The sequence below is a fragment of the Nocardiopsis protaetiae genome (assembly GCF_045446735.1).
In the GTDB taxonomy this organism is placed as follows: Bacteria; Actinomycetota; Actinomycetes; order Streptosporangiales; family Streptosporangiaceae; genus Nocardiopsis; species Nocardiopsis protaetiae.
Map to the genome: position 1 here is coordinate 1 of NZ_JBJJBV010000163.1, position 17,501 is coordinate 17,501.

15 protein-coding genes are annotated in these 17,501 nt (G+C 73.9%); 12 read left to right on the forward strand and 3 right to left on the reverse strand.

Features of this window, described 5'->3' with window-relative positions:
- A partial coding sequence (locus ACJOT3_RS22630; RefSeq protein WP_406975095.1) for an IMP dehydrogenase occupies nt 1–601 on the forward strand: 601 nt, incomplete at its 5' end.
- A gap of 72 nt (nt 602–673) precedes the next feature.
- Here the strand turns inward: ACJOT3_RS22630 and ACJOT3_RS22635 are convergent.
- Nucleotides 674–2,119, reverse strand: a complete 1,446-nt coding sequence (locus ACJOT3_RS22635) for an aminotransferase-like domain-containing protein (protein WP_406975096.1) — start codon at nt 2,117–2,119, stop codon at nt 674–676.
- 79 nt (nt 2,120–2,198) lie between these two features.
- On the opposite strand from ACJOT3_RS22635, the gene ACJOT3_RS22640 reads away from it, so the two are divergent.
- From ACJOT3_RS22640 to ACJOT3_RS22655, 4 genes are all read left to right on the forward strand, one after another.
- Entirely contained in the window at nt 2,199–3,368 is a 1,170-nt protein-coding gene (locus tag ACJOT3_RS22640; RefSeq protein ID WP_406975097.1) for a trans-sulfuration enzyme family protein, read from the forward strand.
- 121 nt (nt 3,369–3,489) lie between these two features.
- Complete coding sequence (locus ACJOT3_RS22645) at nt 3,490–4,596, forward strand: GuaB3 family IMP dehydrogenase-related protein (protein ID WP_406975109.1); 1,107 nt, start codon at nt 3,490–3,492, stop codon at nt 4,594–4,596.
- Between the two features lie 151 nt (nt 4,597–4,747).
- Nucleotides 4,748–5,623: a lytic transglycosylase domain-containing protein gene (locus ACJOT3_RS22650; RefSeq protein WP_406975098.1), complete on the forward strand. Its 876-nt coding sequence runs from the start codon at nt 4,748–4,750 to the stop codon at nt 5,621–5,623.
- Nucleotides 5,624–5,689: 66 nt separating this feature from the next.
- The gene (locus ACJOT3_RS22655; RefSeq protein WP_406975099.1) at nt 5,690–6,229 is read left to right on the forward strand and encodes a hypothetical protein; all 540 of its coding nucleotides are present in this window, start codon (nt 5,690–5,692) and stop codon (nt 6,227–6,229) included.
- Between the two features lie 10 nt (nt 6,230–6,239).
- Here the strand turns inward: ACJOT3_RS22655 and ACJOT3_RS22660 are convergent, their stop codons facing one another.
- On the reverse strand, nt 6,240–6,734 hold the full coding sequence (locus ACJOT3_RS22660; RefSeq protein WP_406975100.1) for a MarR family winged helix-turn-helix transcriptional regulator: 495 nt from the start codon (nt 6,732–6,734) through the stop codon (nt 6,240–6,242).
- A 147-nt stretch (nt 6,735–6,881) separates the two neighbouring features.
- On the opposite strand from ACJOT3_RS22660, the gene ACJOT3_RS22665 reads away from it, so the two are divergent.
- The 4 genes from ACJOT3_RS22665 (at nt 6,882) to ACJOT3_RS22680 (ending at nt 12,409) form a co-directional block, all read left to right on the forward strand.
- On the forward strand, nt 6,882–8,267 hold the full coding sequence (locus tag ACJOT3_RS22665) for an MFS transporter (protein ID WP_406975101.1): 1,386 nt from the start codon (nt 6,882–6,884) through the stop codon (nt 8,265–8,267).
- A 130-nt stretch (nt 8,268–8,397) separates the two neighbouring features.
- Nucleotides 8,398–10,119, forward strand: coding sequence for a glycerol-3-phosphate dehydrogenase/oxidase (locus tag ACJOT3_RS22670; protein ID WP_406975102.1), 1,722 nt, complete (start codon nt 8,398–8,400; stop codon nt 10,117–10,119).
- A 102-nt stretch (nt 10,120–10,221) separates the two neighbouring features.
- A complete protein-coding gene (locus tag ACJOT3_RS22675; protein ID WP_406975103.1) occupies nt 10,222–10,959 on the forward strand; it encodes a response regulator transcription factor in 738 nt (245 codons plus the stop codon).
- Between the two features lie 13 nt (nt 10,960–10,972).
- Nucleotides 10,973–12,409: a sensor histidine kinase gene (locus tag ACJOT3_RS22680; RefSeq protein ID WP_406975104.1), complete on the forward strand. Its 1,437-nt coding sequence runs from the start codon at nt 10,973–10,975 to the stop codon at nt 12,407–12,409.
- On the opposite strand, the gene ACJOT3_RS22685 is transcribed toward ACJOT3_RS22680, so the two are convergent.
- Nucleotides 12,354–13,391 (reverse strand): TAXI family TRAP transporter solute-binding subunit, encoded by a 1,038-nt coding sequence (locus tag ACJOT3_RS22685; protein WP_406975105.1) that lies wholly within the window; start codon nt 13,389–13,391, stop codon nt 12,354–12,356. The genes ACJOT3_RS22680 and ACJOT3_RS22685 overlap by 56 nt on opposite strands.
- 214 nt (nt 13,392–13,605) lie before the next feature.
- Here ACJOT3_RS22685 and ACJOT3_RS22690 point away from each other — a divergent pair, with 214 nt between their 5' ends.
- The 3 genes from ACJOT3_RS22690 (at nt 13,606) to ACJOT3_RS22700 (ending at nt 17,483) form a co-directional block, all read left to right on the forward strand.
- Nucleotides 13,606–14,634: a TAXI family TRAP transporter solute-binding subunit gene (locus ACJOT3_RS22690; RefSeq protein ID WP_406975106.1), complete on the forward strand. Its 1,029-nt coding sequence runs from the start codon at nt 13,606–13,608 to the stop codon at nt 14,632–14,634.
- 4 nt (nt 14,635–14,638) lie between these two features.
- Nucleotides 14,639–15,235 (forward strand): DUF1850 domain-containing protein, encoded by a 597-nt coding sequence (locus ACJOT3_RS22695; protein ID WP_406975107.1) that lies wholly within the window; start codon nt 14,639–14,641, stop codon nt 15,233–15,235.
- Nucleotides 15,236–15,317: 82 nt separating this feature from the next.
- Complete coding sequence (locus ACJOT3_RS22700) at nt 15,318–17,483, forward strand: TRAP transporter permease (protein ID WP_406975108.1); 2,166 nt, start codon at nt 15,318–15,320, stop codon at nt 17,481–17,483.
- The last annotated feature ends 18 nt before the right edge of the window (nt 17,484–17,501 follow it).

Here is a 17,501-nt window from a genome sequence, read left to right on the forward strand (position 1 = left end):
CGCCGACGCCGTCAAGGTCGGCGTGGGCCCGGGCTCCATCTGCACCACCCGCGTCGTCGCCGGTGTGGGCGCCCCGCAGCTCACCGCCATCCTGGAGGCGGCCAGGGCCTGCGGCCCGGCCGGCGTCCCGCTCATCGCCGACGGCGGCCTCCAGTACTCCGGCGAGATCGCCAAGGCCATCGCCGCCGGTGCCAGCACCGTCATGCTCGGCAGCCTGCTGGCCGGCGTGGAGGAGAGCCCGGGCGAGCTCATCTTCATCAACGGCAAGCAGTTCAAGGCCTACCGCGGCATGGGCTCGCTGGGCGCCATGCGCGGCCGCTCCTTCTCCAAGGACCGCTACGCCCAGGCCGACATCTCCTCCGAGGACAAGCTCATCCCCGAGGGCATCGAGGGCCAGGTGCCGTTCCGCGGCCCGCTCCAGGCGGTGGCCCACCAGCTGGTCGGCGGCCTGCACCAGTCCATGTGGTACGCGGGCACCCGCACCCTGGACGAGCTGCGCGAGCGCGGCCAGCTCATGCGCATCACCAGCGCCGGCCTGCGCGAGAGCCACCCGCACGACATCCAGATGACCGTCGAGGCGCCCAACTACAACGGCCGCTGACACCCGTCTCCGGCGCACCGCCGGCACCCCGCGTATCGGGCCGCCCGGGAGATCCCGGGCGGCCCGTCGTGTTCACACCGCCATGACCCGCAGCGGCGCGGTCCGCGGGCCCCCGGCCGCGCCGTAGTGCTCCCAGGCCGCGGCGATCCGCCGCACCGCCTCGGCCAGGGTCTCCTCCGAGGCCAGGAACGGCAGCCGCAGCCACGCCCGCCCGCCGCCCCCGGCGCACAGCGCCTCCCCGGGCAGCAGGGCCACCCGGTGGCGCAGCGCGACCTGCGCGAACGACGCCGCGTCGCCGTGCGGCAAGCGGACCCACAGCGTCTGCCCGCCCGCCGCGGGCGTGTACCGCCAGTCCGGCAGCCGCCGGTCCAGCTCGGCCGCCAACCGGTCGTGCCTGGTCCGCAGCTCCGCCCGGCGGTCGCGGACGAGCGCTTCGGGGTCGCGCAGCAGCACGGCCGCGGCGAGCTGGGAGGCGACGTCCCCGCCCATGTCGGACAGCGCCTTCGCCCGGCGCAGCCGGTCCAGCACCGGCGGCCGGGCGCGGATCCAGCCCACCCGCAGCCCGCCCCAGGCCAGCTTGCTCAGCGAACCGACCGTGACGATCCGCTCCCCGCCGGGGTAGGAGGCCAGCGGCGGCGGGACCGGGCCCTCGAACCCCAGGTCCGCCATGGTCTCGTCGTCGATCACGAGCAGCCCGTGCTCCCCGGCCGCGGCGGCGACCCGCCGCCGGTGCAGCGGGTCCATGACGGCGCCGGTCGGGTTGTGGAACGAGGGAACCAGGTAGGTCAGGGCCGGCCCGTCGGCCATCGCGGCCAGCAGGGCGGGGACGTCCGTGCCCGCGGGCCCGACGTCCACCGTGCGCACCGCCGCCCCGGCCTCCCCGAACAGCGCCAGCGCCCCCGGGTAGGTGGGCCGTTCGGCGACCACGGTGTCACCGGGCAGGACCCGGCAGCGCACCAGCAGGTCCAGCGCCTGCTGGGCCCCGTTGGTGATGAGCACGTCGTCGGGGGAGGTCGCCAGGCCGCGCGCGGTGAACCGGTCGGCCAGGGCCGCGCGGAGTTCGGGCAGCCCGGCCGGGTGGTAGCCGATGTCGTCGGAGAACCCGGCCAGCCGCGCGGCCGCCTCCCGGTAGGCCGCGCGCAGCGCGGGCGGCGGGGCGTCCGGGGCCGCGCAGGTCAGCATCAGGGATTCGGGCGGCGGCTCGAACATGCCCAGGAACGCCATGCCGTACTGCGCGGCCTCGCCCGCGCCCGGTTCCGGCGCGGCGGCCGGGGCCACGGCGGTGCCGCTGCCCTGGCGGCGGACCAGGGCGCCCTCGTCGCGCAGCAGGTCGTAGGCGCGGACCACGGTGCCGCGGCCCACGCTCAGGCGCACGGCCAGGGAGCGTTCGGCGGGCAGCCCGGCGCCCGGGGCGAGCGCGCCCTCCTCGACCAGGGAGCGGATCCGGGCGGCCAGCAGCAGGTAGAGGGGGTCGGGACCGGTCGCCCAGCGGCCGAGCAGGAAGGACAGATCACTCACGCGAATTGGATCTCCCATGGGACCAATTCTCCCGGATTGGCTCTGCCCCCGGAAGAGTCGCGCGCCCAGAGTGGATCCCATGACGCATCCCAGCACGAGAACCGTCCACCAGCCCGTGCCCGCGACCGGGGGCAGCGCCCCGCTGCGCGTGCCCCTCTACCAGGGGCACACCTTCTCCTTCGCCGACACCGACACCATGGCCGAGGCGTTCGGGGGACCGGGCGCGCCCTACGTGTACGCCCGCTACGGCAACCCGACCGTCGACGCGCTGGAGGAGGCGGTGGCCGACCTCGAAGGCGGGGCGGGGGCGATCGCGTCCGCCTCGGGGATGGGCGCGATCACGGCCACCCTCTGGGCCCTGCTCGACACCGGCGGCCACGTGGTCGCCCAGGACCGGCTGTACGGCGGGACCCAGGGCCTGCTGGACGCGCTGCGCACCCGCTGGGGCGTCGAGGTCACGCAGGTCGACGGCGAGGACCCGGAGGCGGTCCGCGCCGCGCTGCGCCCCGACACCCGGGTACTGCTGCTGGAGACCATCGCCAACCCGACCGGGCGGGTGGTCGACCTGCCGGTGCTCACGGCGCTCGCCCGGGCCGTCGGCGCCACGACGGTCGTGGACAACACCTTCGCGACCCCGCTGCTATGCCGCCCCATCGAGCACGGGGCCGACATCGTGATCCACTCGGCGACCAAGTACATGGGCGGCCACTCCGACGCCATGGGGGGCGTGGCGGTGTTCGCCGACCCCGGGACCCTGGAGGCGGTGCGCGAGCGCACCGCCGAGTTCGGCGCCGTCCTGGACCCCTTCGCCGCCTGGCTCGTCGCCCGGGGCCTGAGCACGCTCGCGCTGCGGGTGGAGCGGCACTGCGCCAACGCGCTGGAACTCGCCGGGCGGCTGGCCGCGCACCCCGCCGTCGCCCGGGTGCACTACCCGGGCCTGCCCGACGACCCCGGGCACGCGACCGCCCGCCGGATCCTGGACGGCGGGTTCGGCGGGGTCCTGGCCTTCGACCTGGCCGGCGGGCTCGCCGCGGGCCGCTCGTTCGCCTCCCGGATCCGGCTGGCCGCGCTCGCCCCCTCGCTGGGCGACGTCCGCACGCTGGTCCTGCACCCGGCCACCACCTCGCACCGCGAACTGGACGCCGAGGGGCTGGCCCGGGCCGGGATCTCCGCGGGCCTGATCCGGGTCAGCGCGGGCATCGAGGACGTCGAGGACCTGTGGAAGGACCTGGAGCAGGCCCTGTCCTGAAGGGGACGGAGCGGGTCAGACCCGCTCCGACTCCCGGGCCGATAGACTCTCGGCGGTAGTGAACGCACCGGTCGCACCCGGCCGGGGCAGCACGTCAGAGGGGATCGAAGCGTTGGCTCAGGTGGAGATCGGGCTGGGCAAGAACGGGCGCCGGGCCTACGAGCTCGACGAGATCGGCATCGTGCCGGCTCGGCGCACGCGCGACCCGGAGGAGGTGTCGATCGCCTGGCAGATCGACGCCTACCGGTTCGAGACACCGCTCTTGGCCAGCCCCATGGACAGTGTGGCCTCGCCGGAGACGGTCGTGGCGATCGGCCGCCAGGGCGGCCTGGGCGTGCTCGACCTCGAAGGCCTGTGGACCCGGTACGAGGACCCCGCGCCGCTGCTCGCGGAGATCAGCGAGCTGGGCGACGTGGCCGCCACCAGGCGGCTCCAGGAGATCTACGCCGCCCCCATCCAGGAGGAGCTGATCGGCCGCCGGATCGAGCAGATCCGCGACGCGGGCCTGGTCACCGCGGCCCGCCTGTCCCCGCAGCGCACCGCCCAGTACCACAAGGCGGTCGTCGACGCGGGTGTGGACATCTTCGTGATCCGCGGCACCACGGTGTCCGCCGAGCACGTGTCCGGGCGCGCCGAGCCGCTCAACCTCAAGCAGTTCATCTACGACCTGGACGTCCCGGTCGTGGTCGGCGGCTGCGCCACCTACACCGCCGCCCTGCACCTGATGCGCACCGGCGCCGCGGGCGTCCTGGTCGGCTTCGGCGGCGGCTCGGGCCACACCACCCGCTCCGTGCTGGGCGTGGCGGTGCCGATGGCCAGCGCCATCGGTGACGTCGCCGCCGCCCGCCGCGACTACCTCGACGAGTCCGGCGGCCGTTACGTGCACGTCATCGCGGACGGCGGCATGACCACCAGCGGCGACATCGCCAAGGCCCTGGCCTGCGGCGCCGACGCCGTCATGGTGGGCTCCCCGCTGGCCCGCGCCACCGAGGCGCCCGGCGCCGGCTACCACTGGGGCAGTGAGGCGCACCACGGCGAGCTGCCGCGCGGCGAGCGGGTGCAGGTCGGCACGATCGGCGACCTGGCCGCCATCCTGCACGGCCCGGCGTCCACCAGCGACGGCTCCATGAACCTCATGGGCGCGCTGCGCCGCACCATGGCGACCTCGGGCTACACCGACCTCAAGGAGTTCCAGCGGGTCGAGGTCGTGGTCAACCCGCACCGCTGACGGCTGGGGCGGGGGCGTGCCGGGGAACCGGGACGTCCCCGCTTTTCGTTGTGCACCCGGGAAGGAACCGGGAGCGGTGTGCAACCATGTTCCGGCCGTCGGTGTCACACGACCCGACGGCTCCGGGATGTTCCGAGGAAAGGGGTGGGCATTGGGCAGGGGTACCCGCGGTAAGGGCAGGAGCGAAAAGCGGAACAAGGGTCCGCTCATCGCCGTCTGCGTGACCCTGGTGCTGTGCCTGGCGCTGACCGGCGGCGTGCTCTTCGCGGTCGACCGGGTCTCGCGGTCGCTCTCCGACTGGGAGCCCCCCTCGTCGGCGGCCGAGGGCCCGCTGGACGGCACCATCGAGACGCCCCCGCACGACGAGCTCACCGGCCCTCCGGGGCTGGCCGAGGTCAACCGGGCCGAGTCGGACCCGGTCGCCTCGGCGGGCGCCGACGAGCAGCACACCCCCGACACCGGGCTGCGCGCCGCCGACGACTGGCTGGAGCAGGTCTCGGGCGCCACGACCATCCCGGCGCGGGCGCTCCAGGGCTACGCCGGGGCGCAGCTGGCGCTGGCCGAGGAGCTGCCCGCCTGCAACCTGTCCTGGCCGACGCTGGCGGGCATCGGGTTCGTGGAGTCGCGGCACGGCACCTACGCGGGCGGCGAGATCGGCTCGGACGGCGTCACCACCGTCCACGTCATCGGCATCCCGCTGGACGGCACCAACAACACCCGGGCGATCCCCGACACCGACGGCGGCCTGCTGGACGGCGACACCACCTGGGACCGGGCGGTCGGCCCGATGCAGTTCATCCCGGGCACCTGGGCGCTGTGGGGGACCTCCGCCACGGGCGTCGGCGACCCCGACCCGCACCAGATCGACGACGCGGCCCTGTCCGCCGGGCGCTACCTGTGCGCGAACGGCCGCGACCTGAGCACCGCGGAGGACTGGGAGGCGGCGATCCTGTCGTACAACCGCTCCCCGCAGTACGTGGCGGACGTCCTGGCCTACGCCCACGCCTACGCCGACGCGTCCGCCTGACCTGCGGGTCCCCCGCTGGGCCGGGGGCGGTGACGGGGTCCCGCACGCCCGCGAAAGAATTCGGGTGTGGACACTAGACCGGCGCTGCTGCGCCGCATCCGGATCTGGATCTCCCTGTTCATCGTGGGCCTGGTGGTGAGCGGTGTGACCGCCTTCCCCCTGCCCGCCGAGCTGCGGCTGCTGGACTCCCTGCTGGCCGGGCCGTTCGCGCCGGTGTCGGAGGCCGCGCCCTGGCTGGCCGACTGGATCTCGCGGGTGCGGACCGGTCTGGACACGGTCGAGGCGGAGCAGCCGTTCGTCCTCTACGGCACCGACTGGCTGGCGTTCGCGCACCTGGTCATCGCGGTGGCGTTCATCGGCCCCTGGCGCGACCCGGTGCGCAATATCTGGGTGATCCAGTTCGGCATGATCGCCTGCGTGATGGTGGTGCCGCTGGCGCTGATCTGCGGTCCGATCCGGGGCATCCCGTGGCTGTGGCAGCTCGTGGACATCTCGTTCGGGGTCTTCGGGATCATCCCGTTGCTCATCGTGCACCGGCTCATCCGCCGCCTGGAGGCGGTGGAGGGCACCCTGGCCGCGGTCCCCGCCGCCCCCGCCCCTCGCTGAACGACGCGGCCTAGAACTCCTGGAGGACCCGGGTGGCGTGCTCCTCGGCGCCCGGGGCCAGGCGGGACAGCAGGGTGCGGGAGATGTCCAGCAGCTGTTCCCGCTGCTCCGGGCTGAGCAGGTCGAACATGTTCTCGCGCATGCTGCGCACGTGTTCGGCGCCCGCGGTGCGCAGGGTCTCCATGCCCTTGTCGGTGAGCTTGGCGAACCAGCTGCGCCGGTCGTGCTCGCAGTGCACGCGTTCGACGTACCCGCCCTCGGCGAGCTTGCCGACGGCGTGGGAGATGCGGCTGGGGCGGGTGTGGGTGATCTCGGCGAGCTCGCTCATCCGCAGCGAGCGGCGGTGCGCCTTGGAGAGCAGCACCAGGAGCTCGTAGTAGGTGAGGGGGAGGCCGGAGGACGCCTGCACGTCCCGCTCCACCTGCTGGTCGAGCAGCCGGAACGCCAGTGTGGCGGCGTCCCAGGTCCGTTCCTCGCCCGTGTCCAGGCATCCTTCCGTGCTCATGCCGGGATGCTACCACGCTGAACAGTTGCGCGCTGGAGTATCCCTGGGTTAGTGTCCCCCTGAAAGTTCCAGCGCTGAACTATCGGCCAATGGTCCTGTGCTGAACAATCCAGTACTGAAACAAACCCTTCGGAAGGGACACCCCTCATGACCTCCGCCGAACCCCGGCCCGCGACCGGGACCCGCCCCCGCGCCGCCGGCGCCGCGGCCCTGGGCCTGCTGGCCGTCGCCCACTTCACGCTGTCGCTCGACTTCAACGTCGTCTACATCGCCCTCCCCGAGATCGGCCGGGCGCTGGACCTGGACGCGGCCGCCCTGCCCTGGGTGGTCAACGCCTTCGCCCTGGGCTACGGCGGACTGCTCCTGCTGGGCGGCCGCGCCGTCGACCGGCTCGGCGCCCGCCGCATGCTGGTGCTGGGCGCCCTGCTGCTGGGGCTGGCCTCCGTCGCCGGGGCCCTGGCCGCCCACGCCGGCGTCCTCATCGCCGCCCGCGCCGTCCAGGGCGTCGGCGCCGCCGCGCTCTTCCCCGCCACCCTCGCCCTCATCGGCACCGCCTTCCCCGCCGGACCCGAACGCAACAGGGCGATGGCCGTCTGGGGGGCGGCCGGAGCGTTCGGCGCCCTGGCCGGGGGCGCGGTCGGCGGCATCCTCACCAGTGTCTTCGGCTGGCCCTCGGTGTTCTGGGCCCTGGTCGCCCCCTCCCTCGCGGTCGCCCTGCTCGCCCCCCGCCTGCTCCCCGCCGACCGACACCGCCCCGACCCCCGCGGCTTCGACCTGCCCGGCACCGCCCTGGTCACCGCGGGCGCGCTCCTGCTGGTGTTCGGCGTCTTCCGCATCCAGGAGTCCGGCTGGATCTCACCCGACGGCGGCGGCTCCCTGCTGCTGGGCCTGCTGGCCCTGGCCTCCCTCGTCCCCGTCGAACGCCGCTCCGCGAGCCCGCTGCTGCCCGCCTCCCTGTTGCGCGACCGCCACCTCCTGGTCGCCATGGGCCTGATCCTCGTCCTCATGGGCGTCGTCGGCACGCTGCACTACGTGTACACCACCCACGTCCAGGTCACCCTGGGCCTGGACCCCTTCCTCGCGGGCCTGGGCTTCCTGCCCCAGGGCGTGGCCGCCATGCTCGGCTCGGCCCTGCTGCTGCCCCGCCTGCTCGACCGCTGGGGGGTGCGCGCCGCCCTGTTCGCCGGGACGATCGGCGTCGGCCTCACCTCCGCGGCGTTCGCCCTGGCCCTGGCCGCCGGCTCCTACTGGGCGATGCTCCCCGTCGTGGTCCTGCTCGGCCTCACCGCGGGCACCGTCTACCCGGCCGTGTTCACCGCCGCCGGGAGCGGGGTCGGCGAACGCGAACAGGGCGTGGCCTCCGCCGCCGTCTCCACCGTCCAGCAGGTCGGCGGCGCCCTGGGCCTGGCCGTCCTGGCCGCCGTCGCCGGGGCCTGGGGCGGCCTGGGCACCGCCGCCCTGGTCGGCGGGGCCGCCACCGTCGCGGTCGCCTTCATCGCCCTGCTGCTGCCCCGCCGCCCCGCCGCCGGGTGAGGCGGCGCCACGCGTGGCGTTCCGCGCGGCGGCCCCGGGCCCGGTTAGCCTGGGGGCGCCGCTCCGGTGGGCGGGCCCCTCCGGCGGGTATGCGCTGGGGAGGAAGAACCATCGCGACGGAGGGACTGGGATGACGACCACCTGGCTGGGACCGGAAGGGCGCGAGGCCGACCTGGCCGCGATGCGCGACGAGGAACTCGACGTCCTCGTCGTCGGCGGCGGCATCGTCGGGGCGGGCATCGCCCTGGACGCCGTCTCCCGCGGACTGTCCACCGGGCTGATCGAGGCGCGCGACTTCGCGTCGGGCACCTCCAGCAGATCCAGCAAGCTGATCCACGGCGGTCTGCGCTACCTGGAGCAGTTCGACTTCGAGCTCGTCCAGGAGGCCCTGCACGAACGCGGCCTGCTGCTCACCACGATCGCCCCGCACCTGGTCCGCCCGGTGCCGTTCCTCTTCCCGTTCGCCCACCAGTGGGAACGCTTCTACATCGGCGCGGGTGTCACCCTGTACGACACCCTCGCCATGACCTCGCGCAACAACCGCGGGCTGCCCTCCCACCGGCACCTGACCCGCGGCGGGGCGCTGCGGGTCTTCCCGGCGCTCAAGCGCGACGCGCTCGCCGGGGCCGTCCAGTACTGGGACTGCCAGGTGGACGACGCCCGGTTCGTCACCACGGTGCTGCGCACCGCCGCCGGGCTCGGCGCGCGCGTCGCCTCCCGGGTGCAGGCCGTCGGCTTCCTGCGCGAGGGCGAGCACGTGGTCGGCGCCCGCGCCGCCGACCTGGAGAAGGGCGAGGAAATCTCCATCCGCGCCCGCCAGGTCGTCAACGCCGCCGGGGTGTGGACCGACGAGATCCAGGAGATGGTCGGCGGCCGCGGGCAGATCCACGTCCGCGCCTCCAAGGGCGTCCACCTGGTGGTGCCGCGCGACCGCATCCAGGCCTCCTCCGGGATGATCCTGCGCACCGAGAAGAGCGTGCTGTTCGTCATCCCGTGGGGCCGCCACTGGATCGTCGGCACCACCGACACCGCCTGGGACCTGGACAAGGAGAACCCGGCCGCCAGCCGCGCCGACATCGACTACGTCCTGGACCACCTCAACCAGGTGCTGCGCACCCCGCTGACCAGGGACGACGTCGAGGGCGTCTACGCGGGCCTGCGCCCGCTGCTGTCGGGGGAGTCGGAGGAGACCTCCAAGCTCTCCCGCGAGCACGTGGTCGCCCACCCGGTGCCCGGCCTGGTCCTCATCGCGGGCGGCAAGTACACCACCTACCGGGTCATGGCCAAGGACGCCGTGGACGCCGTCGCCCACGGCCTGGGCGGGGGCATCGCCAGGTCGGTCACCGACAGGCTGCCGCTGGTGGGCGCCTCCGGGTACAGCGCCCTGGTCAACCAGCGCCACCGGCTGGCCCGGGAGGTCGGGCTGCACGTCTCGCGCATCTCCCACCTGCTGCGCCGCTACGGGACCTGCGCCCGCGACCTGCTCGACCTGGTGCGCGAGGACCCCGACCTGGGGCGTTCGCTCGCCGGGGCCGACGACTACCTGCGCGCCGAGGTCGTCTACGCGGTCCGCGCCGAGGGCGCCCGCCACCTGGAGGACGTCCTGTACCGGCGCACCCGGATCTCCTTCGAGACCTGGGACCGGGGCATCGCCGCCGCCGAGGAGGCCGCCGAGCTCATGGCCCCGCTGCTGGGCTGGGACAAGGACCAGGCCGAGCGCGAGGTCGAGTACTACCGCAAGGGCATCGAGGCCGAGCGCGCCGCCCAGGAGCAGGACACCGACCAGGAGGCGGACGCCATCCAGCACGGCGCCCCCGAGATCGTGCCCGAGGCGAGCATCCTCAAGCCCTGAGGCCCGAAGGGTGATGTCGGCTATGCCCCGGAGTGTTCCGTGACACAGCCGGCGGGTTAGGGTGCGGGGGTACCGTCCCCCGCACCCCGAGGAGCCCGAGGCATGATCACGGTGTTGCTCGTCGAGGACGACGTACGCCTCGCCGACGCCCTGGCAGGGGCGCTGGAACCGCACGGGTACGCCGTCACCCAGGTCCGCACCGCCGAACGCGCGCTGGCCGCCGACCCCGTCGACATCGTCCTGCTCGACCTGGGCCTGCCCGACATGGACGGCGTCGAGCTGTGCCGGATGCTGCGCGAGCGCCACAGCACCGGGGACACGGCGATCATCATGGTGACCGCCCGCGGGCAGCAGCGCGAACGCGTGCGCGGCCTGCGCGCGGGCGCCGACGACTACGTGGTCAAGCCCTTGGCGATCGAGGAGCTGTGCGCCCGCATGGAGGCGGTGCTGCGCCGCACCCGCCGCCCCGCCGACGGGCCGCTGACCGCCGGGCCGCTGCGCATCGACCCGGCCGGGCGCACGGTGGAGCTGGACGGCGCCCGGGTGGAGGTCACCCGCAAGGAGTTCGACCTGCTGCTGGCCCTGGCCCGCGAGGCCGGGAGCGTGCTGTCCCGCGAACACCTGCTGCTGCGCGTGTGGGGGACCACCTGGCCCGGAACGCTGCGCACCCTGGAGGTGCACGTGGGCACCCTGCGCTCCAAACTCGGGACCCCCGGCCTCATCGAGACGGTGCGCGGGGTCGGGTACCGCATGCCGCTCGCCGCGCCCGGCACGCCCGCCGCGCCCGCCGGACAGACCGCGCCCACCGGACAGGCCGCGCCGACCGGGCCGCGCCGCTGACCGGGGCCGACCGATGCGCCGCCGTGTCATCACCGTCTACGTGACCCTGCTGGTCGCCGCCTGCCTGGGCCTGGCCGTGCCGCTGTGCGGCAGCATCGCCGCCCGGGGCACCGCCGACATGCTCCTGGACCGCCTCAACGACACCGCCCGGTTCGCGAGCATCGCCGAACCCGCGGTCGTCAACGGCACGGGCGGCATGCTGGAGGCGGAGCTGGCCGCCTACGACCACCTCTACGGCATCGGCGCCGTCGTCGTGGACCGCGACGGCCGGGTGGTCGCCGCCTCCCGGCCCGGGCTCGACCTCGTCGCCATGGACCCGGGACTGAACCCCGGCGACCCGCCGCCCGAGGCTGTCCGCAACGCCCTCGCGGGCAACCGGATGGGTGCGGACACGGTGGTCTACCCCTGGCAGGACACCCCGCTCATCGTCGCCGAACCCGTCGGACGCTCCGGCGAGATCGTCGGCGCGGCCGTCACCGCCTCGCCCACCGGGTCGCTGCGCCGCGCCACCCTGGTCCAGTGGGTGGTGGCCGCCGGGGCGATCGCCGTGCTCATGGCCGTGGGCATCTCCGCGGCCGGACCGCTCACGCGGTGGGTGCTGCGGCCCATCGACGACCTCGACGAGGCCACCCGCGCGGTCGCCCAGGGCAGCCTCGACATCCGGGTGCGCACCGCCGCCGGACCGGTCGAGCTGCGCCGCCTGGGGGAGTCGTTCAACCGGATGGCCGACACCATCACCACCATGCTGGAGACCCAGCGGGTGTTCGTCGCCTACGCCGGGCACCAGGTCCGCAACCCGCTGGCCGCGCTGCGGCTGCGGGTGGAGGCGCTCTCCCGGCACCTGGGCGAGGAGGGGCGCCAGGACCACCGGCTCGCCCTGGACGAGGTGGACCGGATCACCCGCATCTGCGACAGCCTGCTCACCCTCGCCAGGACCGAGGACGCCGAGCACACCGAGGTGTGGGAGGAGGTCGGCGACGTCGTCGACGACCGGCTCCGCTCGTGGGCGCCCATCGCCGAGCGCGCCGGGGCCGTCCTGGTCCGGGAGGGCGGGGACGGGGTCCGGGTCCGGTGCGTGGAGGGCACGCTGGACCAGGCCCTGGACGCGCTCATCGACAACGCCCTGAAGTTCGGCGGGGAGGGCGTCCGGGTCACCGTCCGGGTCCTGGAGCCGGGGCCCGGCCCGGACGGCGCCGGGCACGTGGACGTCCACGTCGTCGACGACGGTCCCGGCCTGCCCCCGGCCCAGCTGGCGGCCGCCACCCGGCCGTTCTGGAGCGACGGCGGCGTGGGCGGCTCCGGGCTGGGGCTGTCCATCGTCGTCACCCTGCTCGAACTCCAGGGGGCCGCGCTCTCCCTGAGCCCGGCCGAGCCCCGCGGCATCGACGCGCGGATCAGGCTGGTCGCGGGGGAGCGGACGCCACCGGCGCCCGATCGTGTGCGGACTTGACCTCCTGGTAGTAGTCGGCGGCCCCCGGGTGCAGGGGCACCGGCAGGGTGGAGATCGCCGACCGGGGGTGCAGGTGGAACGCGACCGGGTGGATCTCGGCGAGCCGCGTCCGTGAGGTGAACAGCAGCCGGGTCAGCGCCTCGGCGTCGGCGTCGGGCATGGCCGCGTTCACGACCAGCAGGCTCGGCACCCCGATGGTGCGCACCGCCGGGACCCCGGGGTAGGTCTCCGCCGGGACCGGCAGCTCGGAGAAGTAGGCGCCGTACTCCTCGCTCAGCGCCGTCACGTGCCGGGACAGGTCCAGCAGCCGCACGGGGTGGCGCTCGGCCAGCGCGGCCACGGCCTGGGTGGGCAGGCCGCCGGACCAGAAGAACGCGTCGATGTCGCCCCGCTCCAGGGCGGCGGCCGACGCCTCGATGGACAGCCGCACCCGGTGCACGCCCCGGCCCTCGCTCCGGTCCCGGCCCTCACCGAACCCCACCAGGTCCAGCAGCCTCTCGGCGATCATCTCGGTGCCCGACCCCTGCGCCCCCACGGACACCGCGCTCCCGGCCAGGTCGGCCAGGTCCTGGTAGGGGGAGTCCGCCCGCACCACCACGTGGGTGTGGTTGTCGTAGAGGCGGGCGACGGCGGTGATCGGCAGCGGCTCCTCGAACGGCGGCTCCCCGGCCACCGCGAGGGCGGCCACGTCGGCCAGGGTGAAGGCGGCGTCCACGGTGCCCTCGGCCACCAGCCGGTTGTTCTCCACACTGGCCGCGGTGGTCAGCGCGGTGATCTGCACGCCCTCGGACCGGTCGGCGGAGATCCCGGCCAGGGCCGCGCCGTACTCGTGGTAGACCCCGCCGCTGCCGCCGGTCCCCAGGGTCAGCCGCAGGAGCGCCGGCTCCGCGGCCTCGGACCGGGTGAGCAGCGGGGCGGCCACGGCGAGGACGAGCAGGGCGGCGGTGAGGGGCCACAGGAGGCCGAGGGTGGGCCGCGACATGCCGAAACGATAGCAAGGCGCGCGAAACCTCAGAGAAACCTCAAATGACCGCGAACGACCTGGGGGTTTCCGCGGGGTCGCGGTTACGTTTCTCGGCAGCGGAGTGGTGTGGGCCACACGGGCTCCGGGCGCCGCGTTCCTCCCGCGGCCCCCGAGCCCCGCGGCCCACCCCTCCGCAGTGACCCCCGCACGCAGTTCGAGAGGACCCCTGACCATGCGACGCGCCCTTCCGGCCCTGGCCGCCCTGACCGCCGGAGTCCTGCTGACGACCGGCTGCACCCAGCCCGCGGAGTCGGGGGGCGGTGACGATGTCGGGCTCGGCGAAGGCACCGTCCAGAACCAGCTCAGCATCGCCACCGGCGGCACCGCGGGCGTCTACTACCCGATCGGCGGCGCGCTGAGCGGCATCATCGGCGACAACCTGGACGGGCAGTCGGGCTCGGTCGAGGCCACCGGCGCCTCCGTGGAGAACATCCGCCTCATCGGCTCCGGCTCCGCCCACCTGGCCATCGTCCAGGGCGACGCGGCCGACCAGGCCGCCACCGGCACCGCCGACTTCGAGGGCGACCAGATCGAGACCTACTCCCTGGCGGTGCTCTACCCGAACGTCTTCCACGCGGTCACCCTCGACTCCATCGCCGAGTCCAAGGGCCTGGAGTGCTTCTCCGACGTGATCGGCACCCGCTACTCCGTGGGCGACGTCGGCAGCGGCAACGAGGCCACCACCAAGCAGGTCTTCGAGTCCCTGGAGATCGCGGGCACCGACGTCGAGATCGACCAGCTCGGCTACGCGGAGACCTCCACCGCCCTCCAGAACGGCCAGCTCGACGCCGGCTCCTGGGTGGTCGGCGAGGGACACGCCGGGATCACCGAGCTGGGCACCACCGACGACCTCCACATCATCCCGATGTGCGACGAGGAGCGGTCCGCGATCGTCAGCGGTTACGGCGGCTACACCGAGCACGTCATCGACGCGGGCACCTACCCGGGCGTCGACGAGGACGTGCCCACCATCGCGGTGTGGAACGCCCTGGTGGTCTCCGGCTCCTTCAACGAGGAGCAGGCCTACCAGATCACCAAGGCCATGTTCGAGAACGTCCAGGCCGTCCTCGACGTGTACGCCCCGGCCGAGGAGTACCTCGTCCCCGAGGGCATCCTCAACAGCCCGGTCCCGGTGCACCCCGGAGCCCTGCGCTACTACGAGGAGGCCGGCGTCGAGGTCCCCGAGGACCTGCGTCCGTAGGGCGATGACCACGAGCCTCGCTCGGGACGCGGCCCCCGGCACCGCCAGGAGGCCGCGTCCCACCCCCGTCCCGGGCGAACCGCTCGGCCGCGACGTGTGCACGGCCCTCGCCGCCACCGTCGCCGCGGCCGCCCTCGCCGTCCTGGCGGGCCTGTTCTGGCCGACCCACTCGGCCCTGCGGGTCGCCGACGAGGGGGCGGTCATCGGATACCTGCCCCTGGCCCCGGAGGAGGTGTTCACGATCACCTACGTCCACTCCATCGACCACCTGCCGATCGAGGAGGACATCGCGGTCCGCGACGGCAGGCTCGTTGTCGACGCCACCCGGATACGCCAGTTCGGCGCCGGCATGGGACAGATCGCCGGCGAGGGACACGGCCGCGCGGACGGCGAGTGGTGGGTCATCGAGGAGATGAACCGCGATATCGGCGCCGAGCTGGCCCTGCGGGTCGGCGCCCCCACCGTCGACCACCGGATACGCACACCCGGCGCCGAGGTACGGCTCTCCCCGTGCCTGACCGCCCACCGGGTGACCGTCGAACCGGTCCGGCTGTCCACCCTGCACCTGCTGACCGCCCGCACCCCCGCACCGGAGTGCTGACACCCCGGTCCCGATCCGACCTCCGCCGCCGGGAACCGTCCACGACGCCCCCGGCGGTCCCACGAACAGCCCGAGGATGACCATGGCCGAAACACCTCCCCAGGAACGAGAGGACGCCCTCCGCTCCCCGTCCGAACCGGACGGGACGGCGTCGCCGCCCCCCGGCGAGGACGCCCCGGAACAGCGCCGCCGCAAGCACACGGGCACGTCCGCCGACGCGCTCCCCGACGTCGACGGGGAGGACGAGGGGGCCGAACCGGTCTGGAAGCGGATGGCCGCCGAGCGCTGGGGCGACGGCCGCCTCGCGTCCGTCATCGGCGTCGTGGTCCTGGCCCTGGCTCTCGGGCTCGGCCTCTTCCAGCTCTACATCGGGTTGTGGGCCGGGTTCGACGCGCGCCAGCAGCGCCTCATCCACCTGCTGTTCGTCCTGGTCCTGGTCCTGCTGGTCAAGCCGCCCCTGCCCGGCCGGGCAGGGCGCTCGATCCCGGCCCTGGTCCTGGACGCCGTCCTCATCGTCGCGGCCGTCGCCGCCAGCTTCTACCCGATCGTGTACCAGGCCGAACTGGCCTCCCGCGCGGGCGCCTACACCGATCTCGACTGGATCATGGGCCTGGTCGCGATCGTCGTCCTGCTGGAGGCGACCCGGCGCACAGTCGGCATGATCATGGTGGTGATGGTCGCCGCGTTCGTCTTCTACGCCTGGATCGGCCCGCTCATCCCCGGGCAGTTCGGCCACTCCGGCGCCACCATCCAGCGCATCGCCACCCACTCCTACCTCGGGGACGGCATCTACGGCCTGACCCTGGGCGTGGTGGTCACCTTTGTCTTCGTGTTCATCCTGTTCGGCGCCCTGCTGTCCAAGACCGGCGGCGGCAACTTCTTCGTCGGGCTGGCCTACGTGCTCACCGGCCGCATGGTCGGCGGTCCCGCCAAGGGCGCCGTGCTCAGCAGCGCCCTCATGGGCTCGGTCTCCGGCAGCGCCATCGCCAACGTCGTCAGCACCGGTCCGTTCACCATCCCGCTGATGAAGAAGGTCGGGTACAAGAAGCACGACGCCGCAGGCGTGGAGGCCGCGGCCTCCACCGGCGGGCAGATCCTGCCGCCCATCATGGGCGCGGGCGCGTTCATCATGGCCGAGCGCACCGGCATCCCCTACGCCGACATCGTCAAGGTCGCGATCATCCCCGCCCTCATGTACTTCGGCGTGATGTTCCTGTTCGTGGACATCCTCGCCCGCAAGCACGCGATCGGCGTGGCCAAGGACTCCGACCTGCCCCGGATGCGCACCGTCATGAAGGCGGGCTGGCACTTCCTCGCGCCCCTCCTCCTGCTCGTCGTCCTGCTGCTGAACTACGTGACGCCGACCCGGGCGGGCCTGTGGGCCTGCGGGGCGCTGTTCGTCGTGGCGATGCTGCGGGCCGCGAGCCGGCTGAGCCTGCGGGACATCCTCGAAGTCTTCGTCCTGTCCGCCCGCAACACCCTGGCGGTGTCGGTGGCCTGCGCCGTCGCGGGCGTCATCGTCGGCATGGTCGGCCTGACCGGCCTGGGACTGGTGCTGTCCGACGTCCTGGTCACCGTGTTCGCCGGAAGTCTGCTGCTCACCCTGCTCATGGTGGCGATCGCATCACTCGTCATGGGCATCGGCCTGCCGGTCACCGCCTCCTACGTGGTCCTGGCCGTCCTGGCCGTCCCCGCGCTGGAGGAGCTGGGACTGGCCGTCATCGTCGCGCACATGATCGTGTACTGGTACAGCCAGGACTCCAACGTGACCCCGCCGGTCGCCTTCGCAGCCTTTGCCGCGGCCGGCATCGCCAATTCCTCGCCGATGCGTTCGGGGCTGTCGGCGTGGAAGTTCGCCAAGGGCCTCTACCTCATCCCGATGCTCATGGCCTACTCCGCGCTCATGGAGGTGGACGGTCCTACCCTCGACCTGGTCGTGGCCGTGGTCACCGGGTCCGTCGCCCTGGCCACGTCGGCCATTGCCCTGGAGGGCCACTTCCTGCGGCCCGTCGCGATCGTTGAACGGGTCGCATACATCGCGGCCTCCCTGCTGGTGCTGGTCGCCCCCGAGTGGAGCGCCCTGTTCGGAAAGGTGCTGGGCACGCCCGTCGCCTCGCACTGGTTCGTCCTGGCGGGGACCGCGCTGGGCCTCGCCCTCATCACCCTCCAGGTGATCGCCCACCGGCGGTCCCGCACGACCACCACCCCCCGGGCCGCGGAGGCGGGGTCGCCGACCCCCGCCCCCTGACGGCCCCGGGCGCGGCCG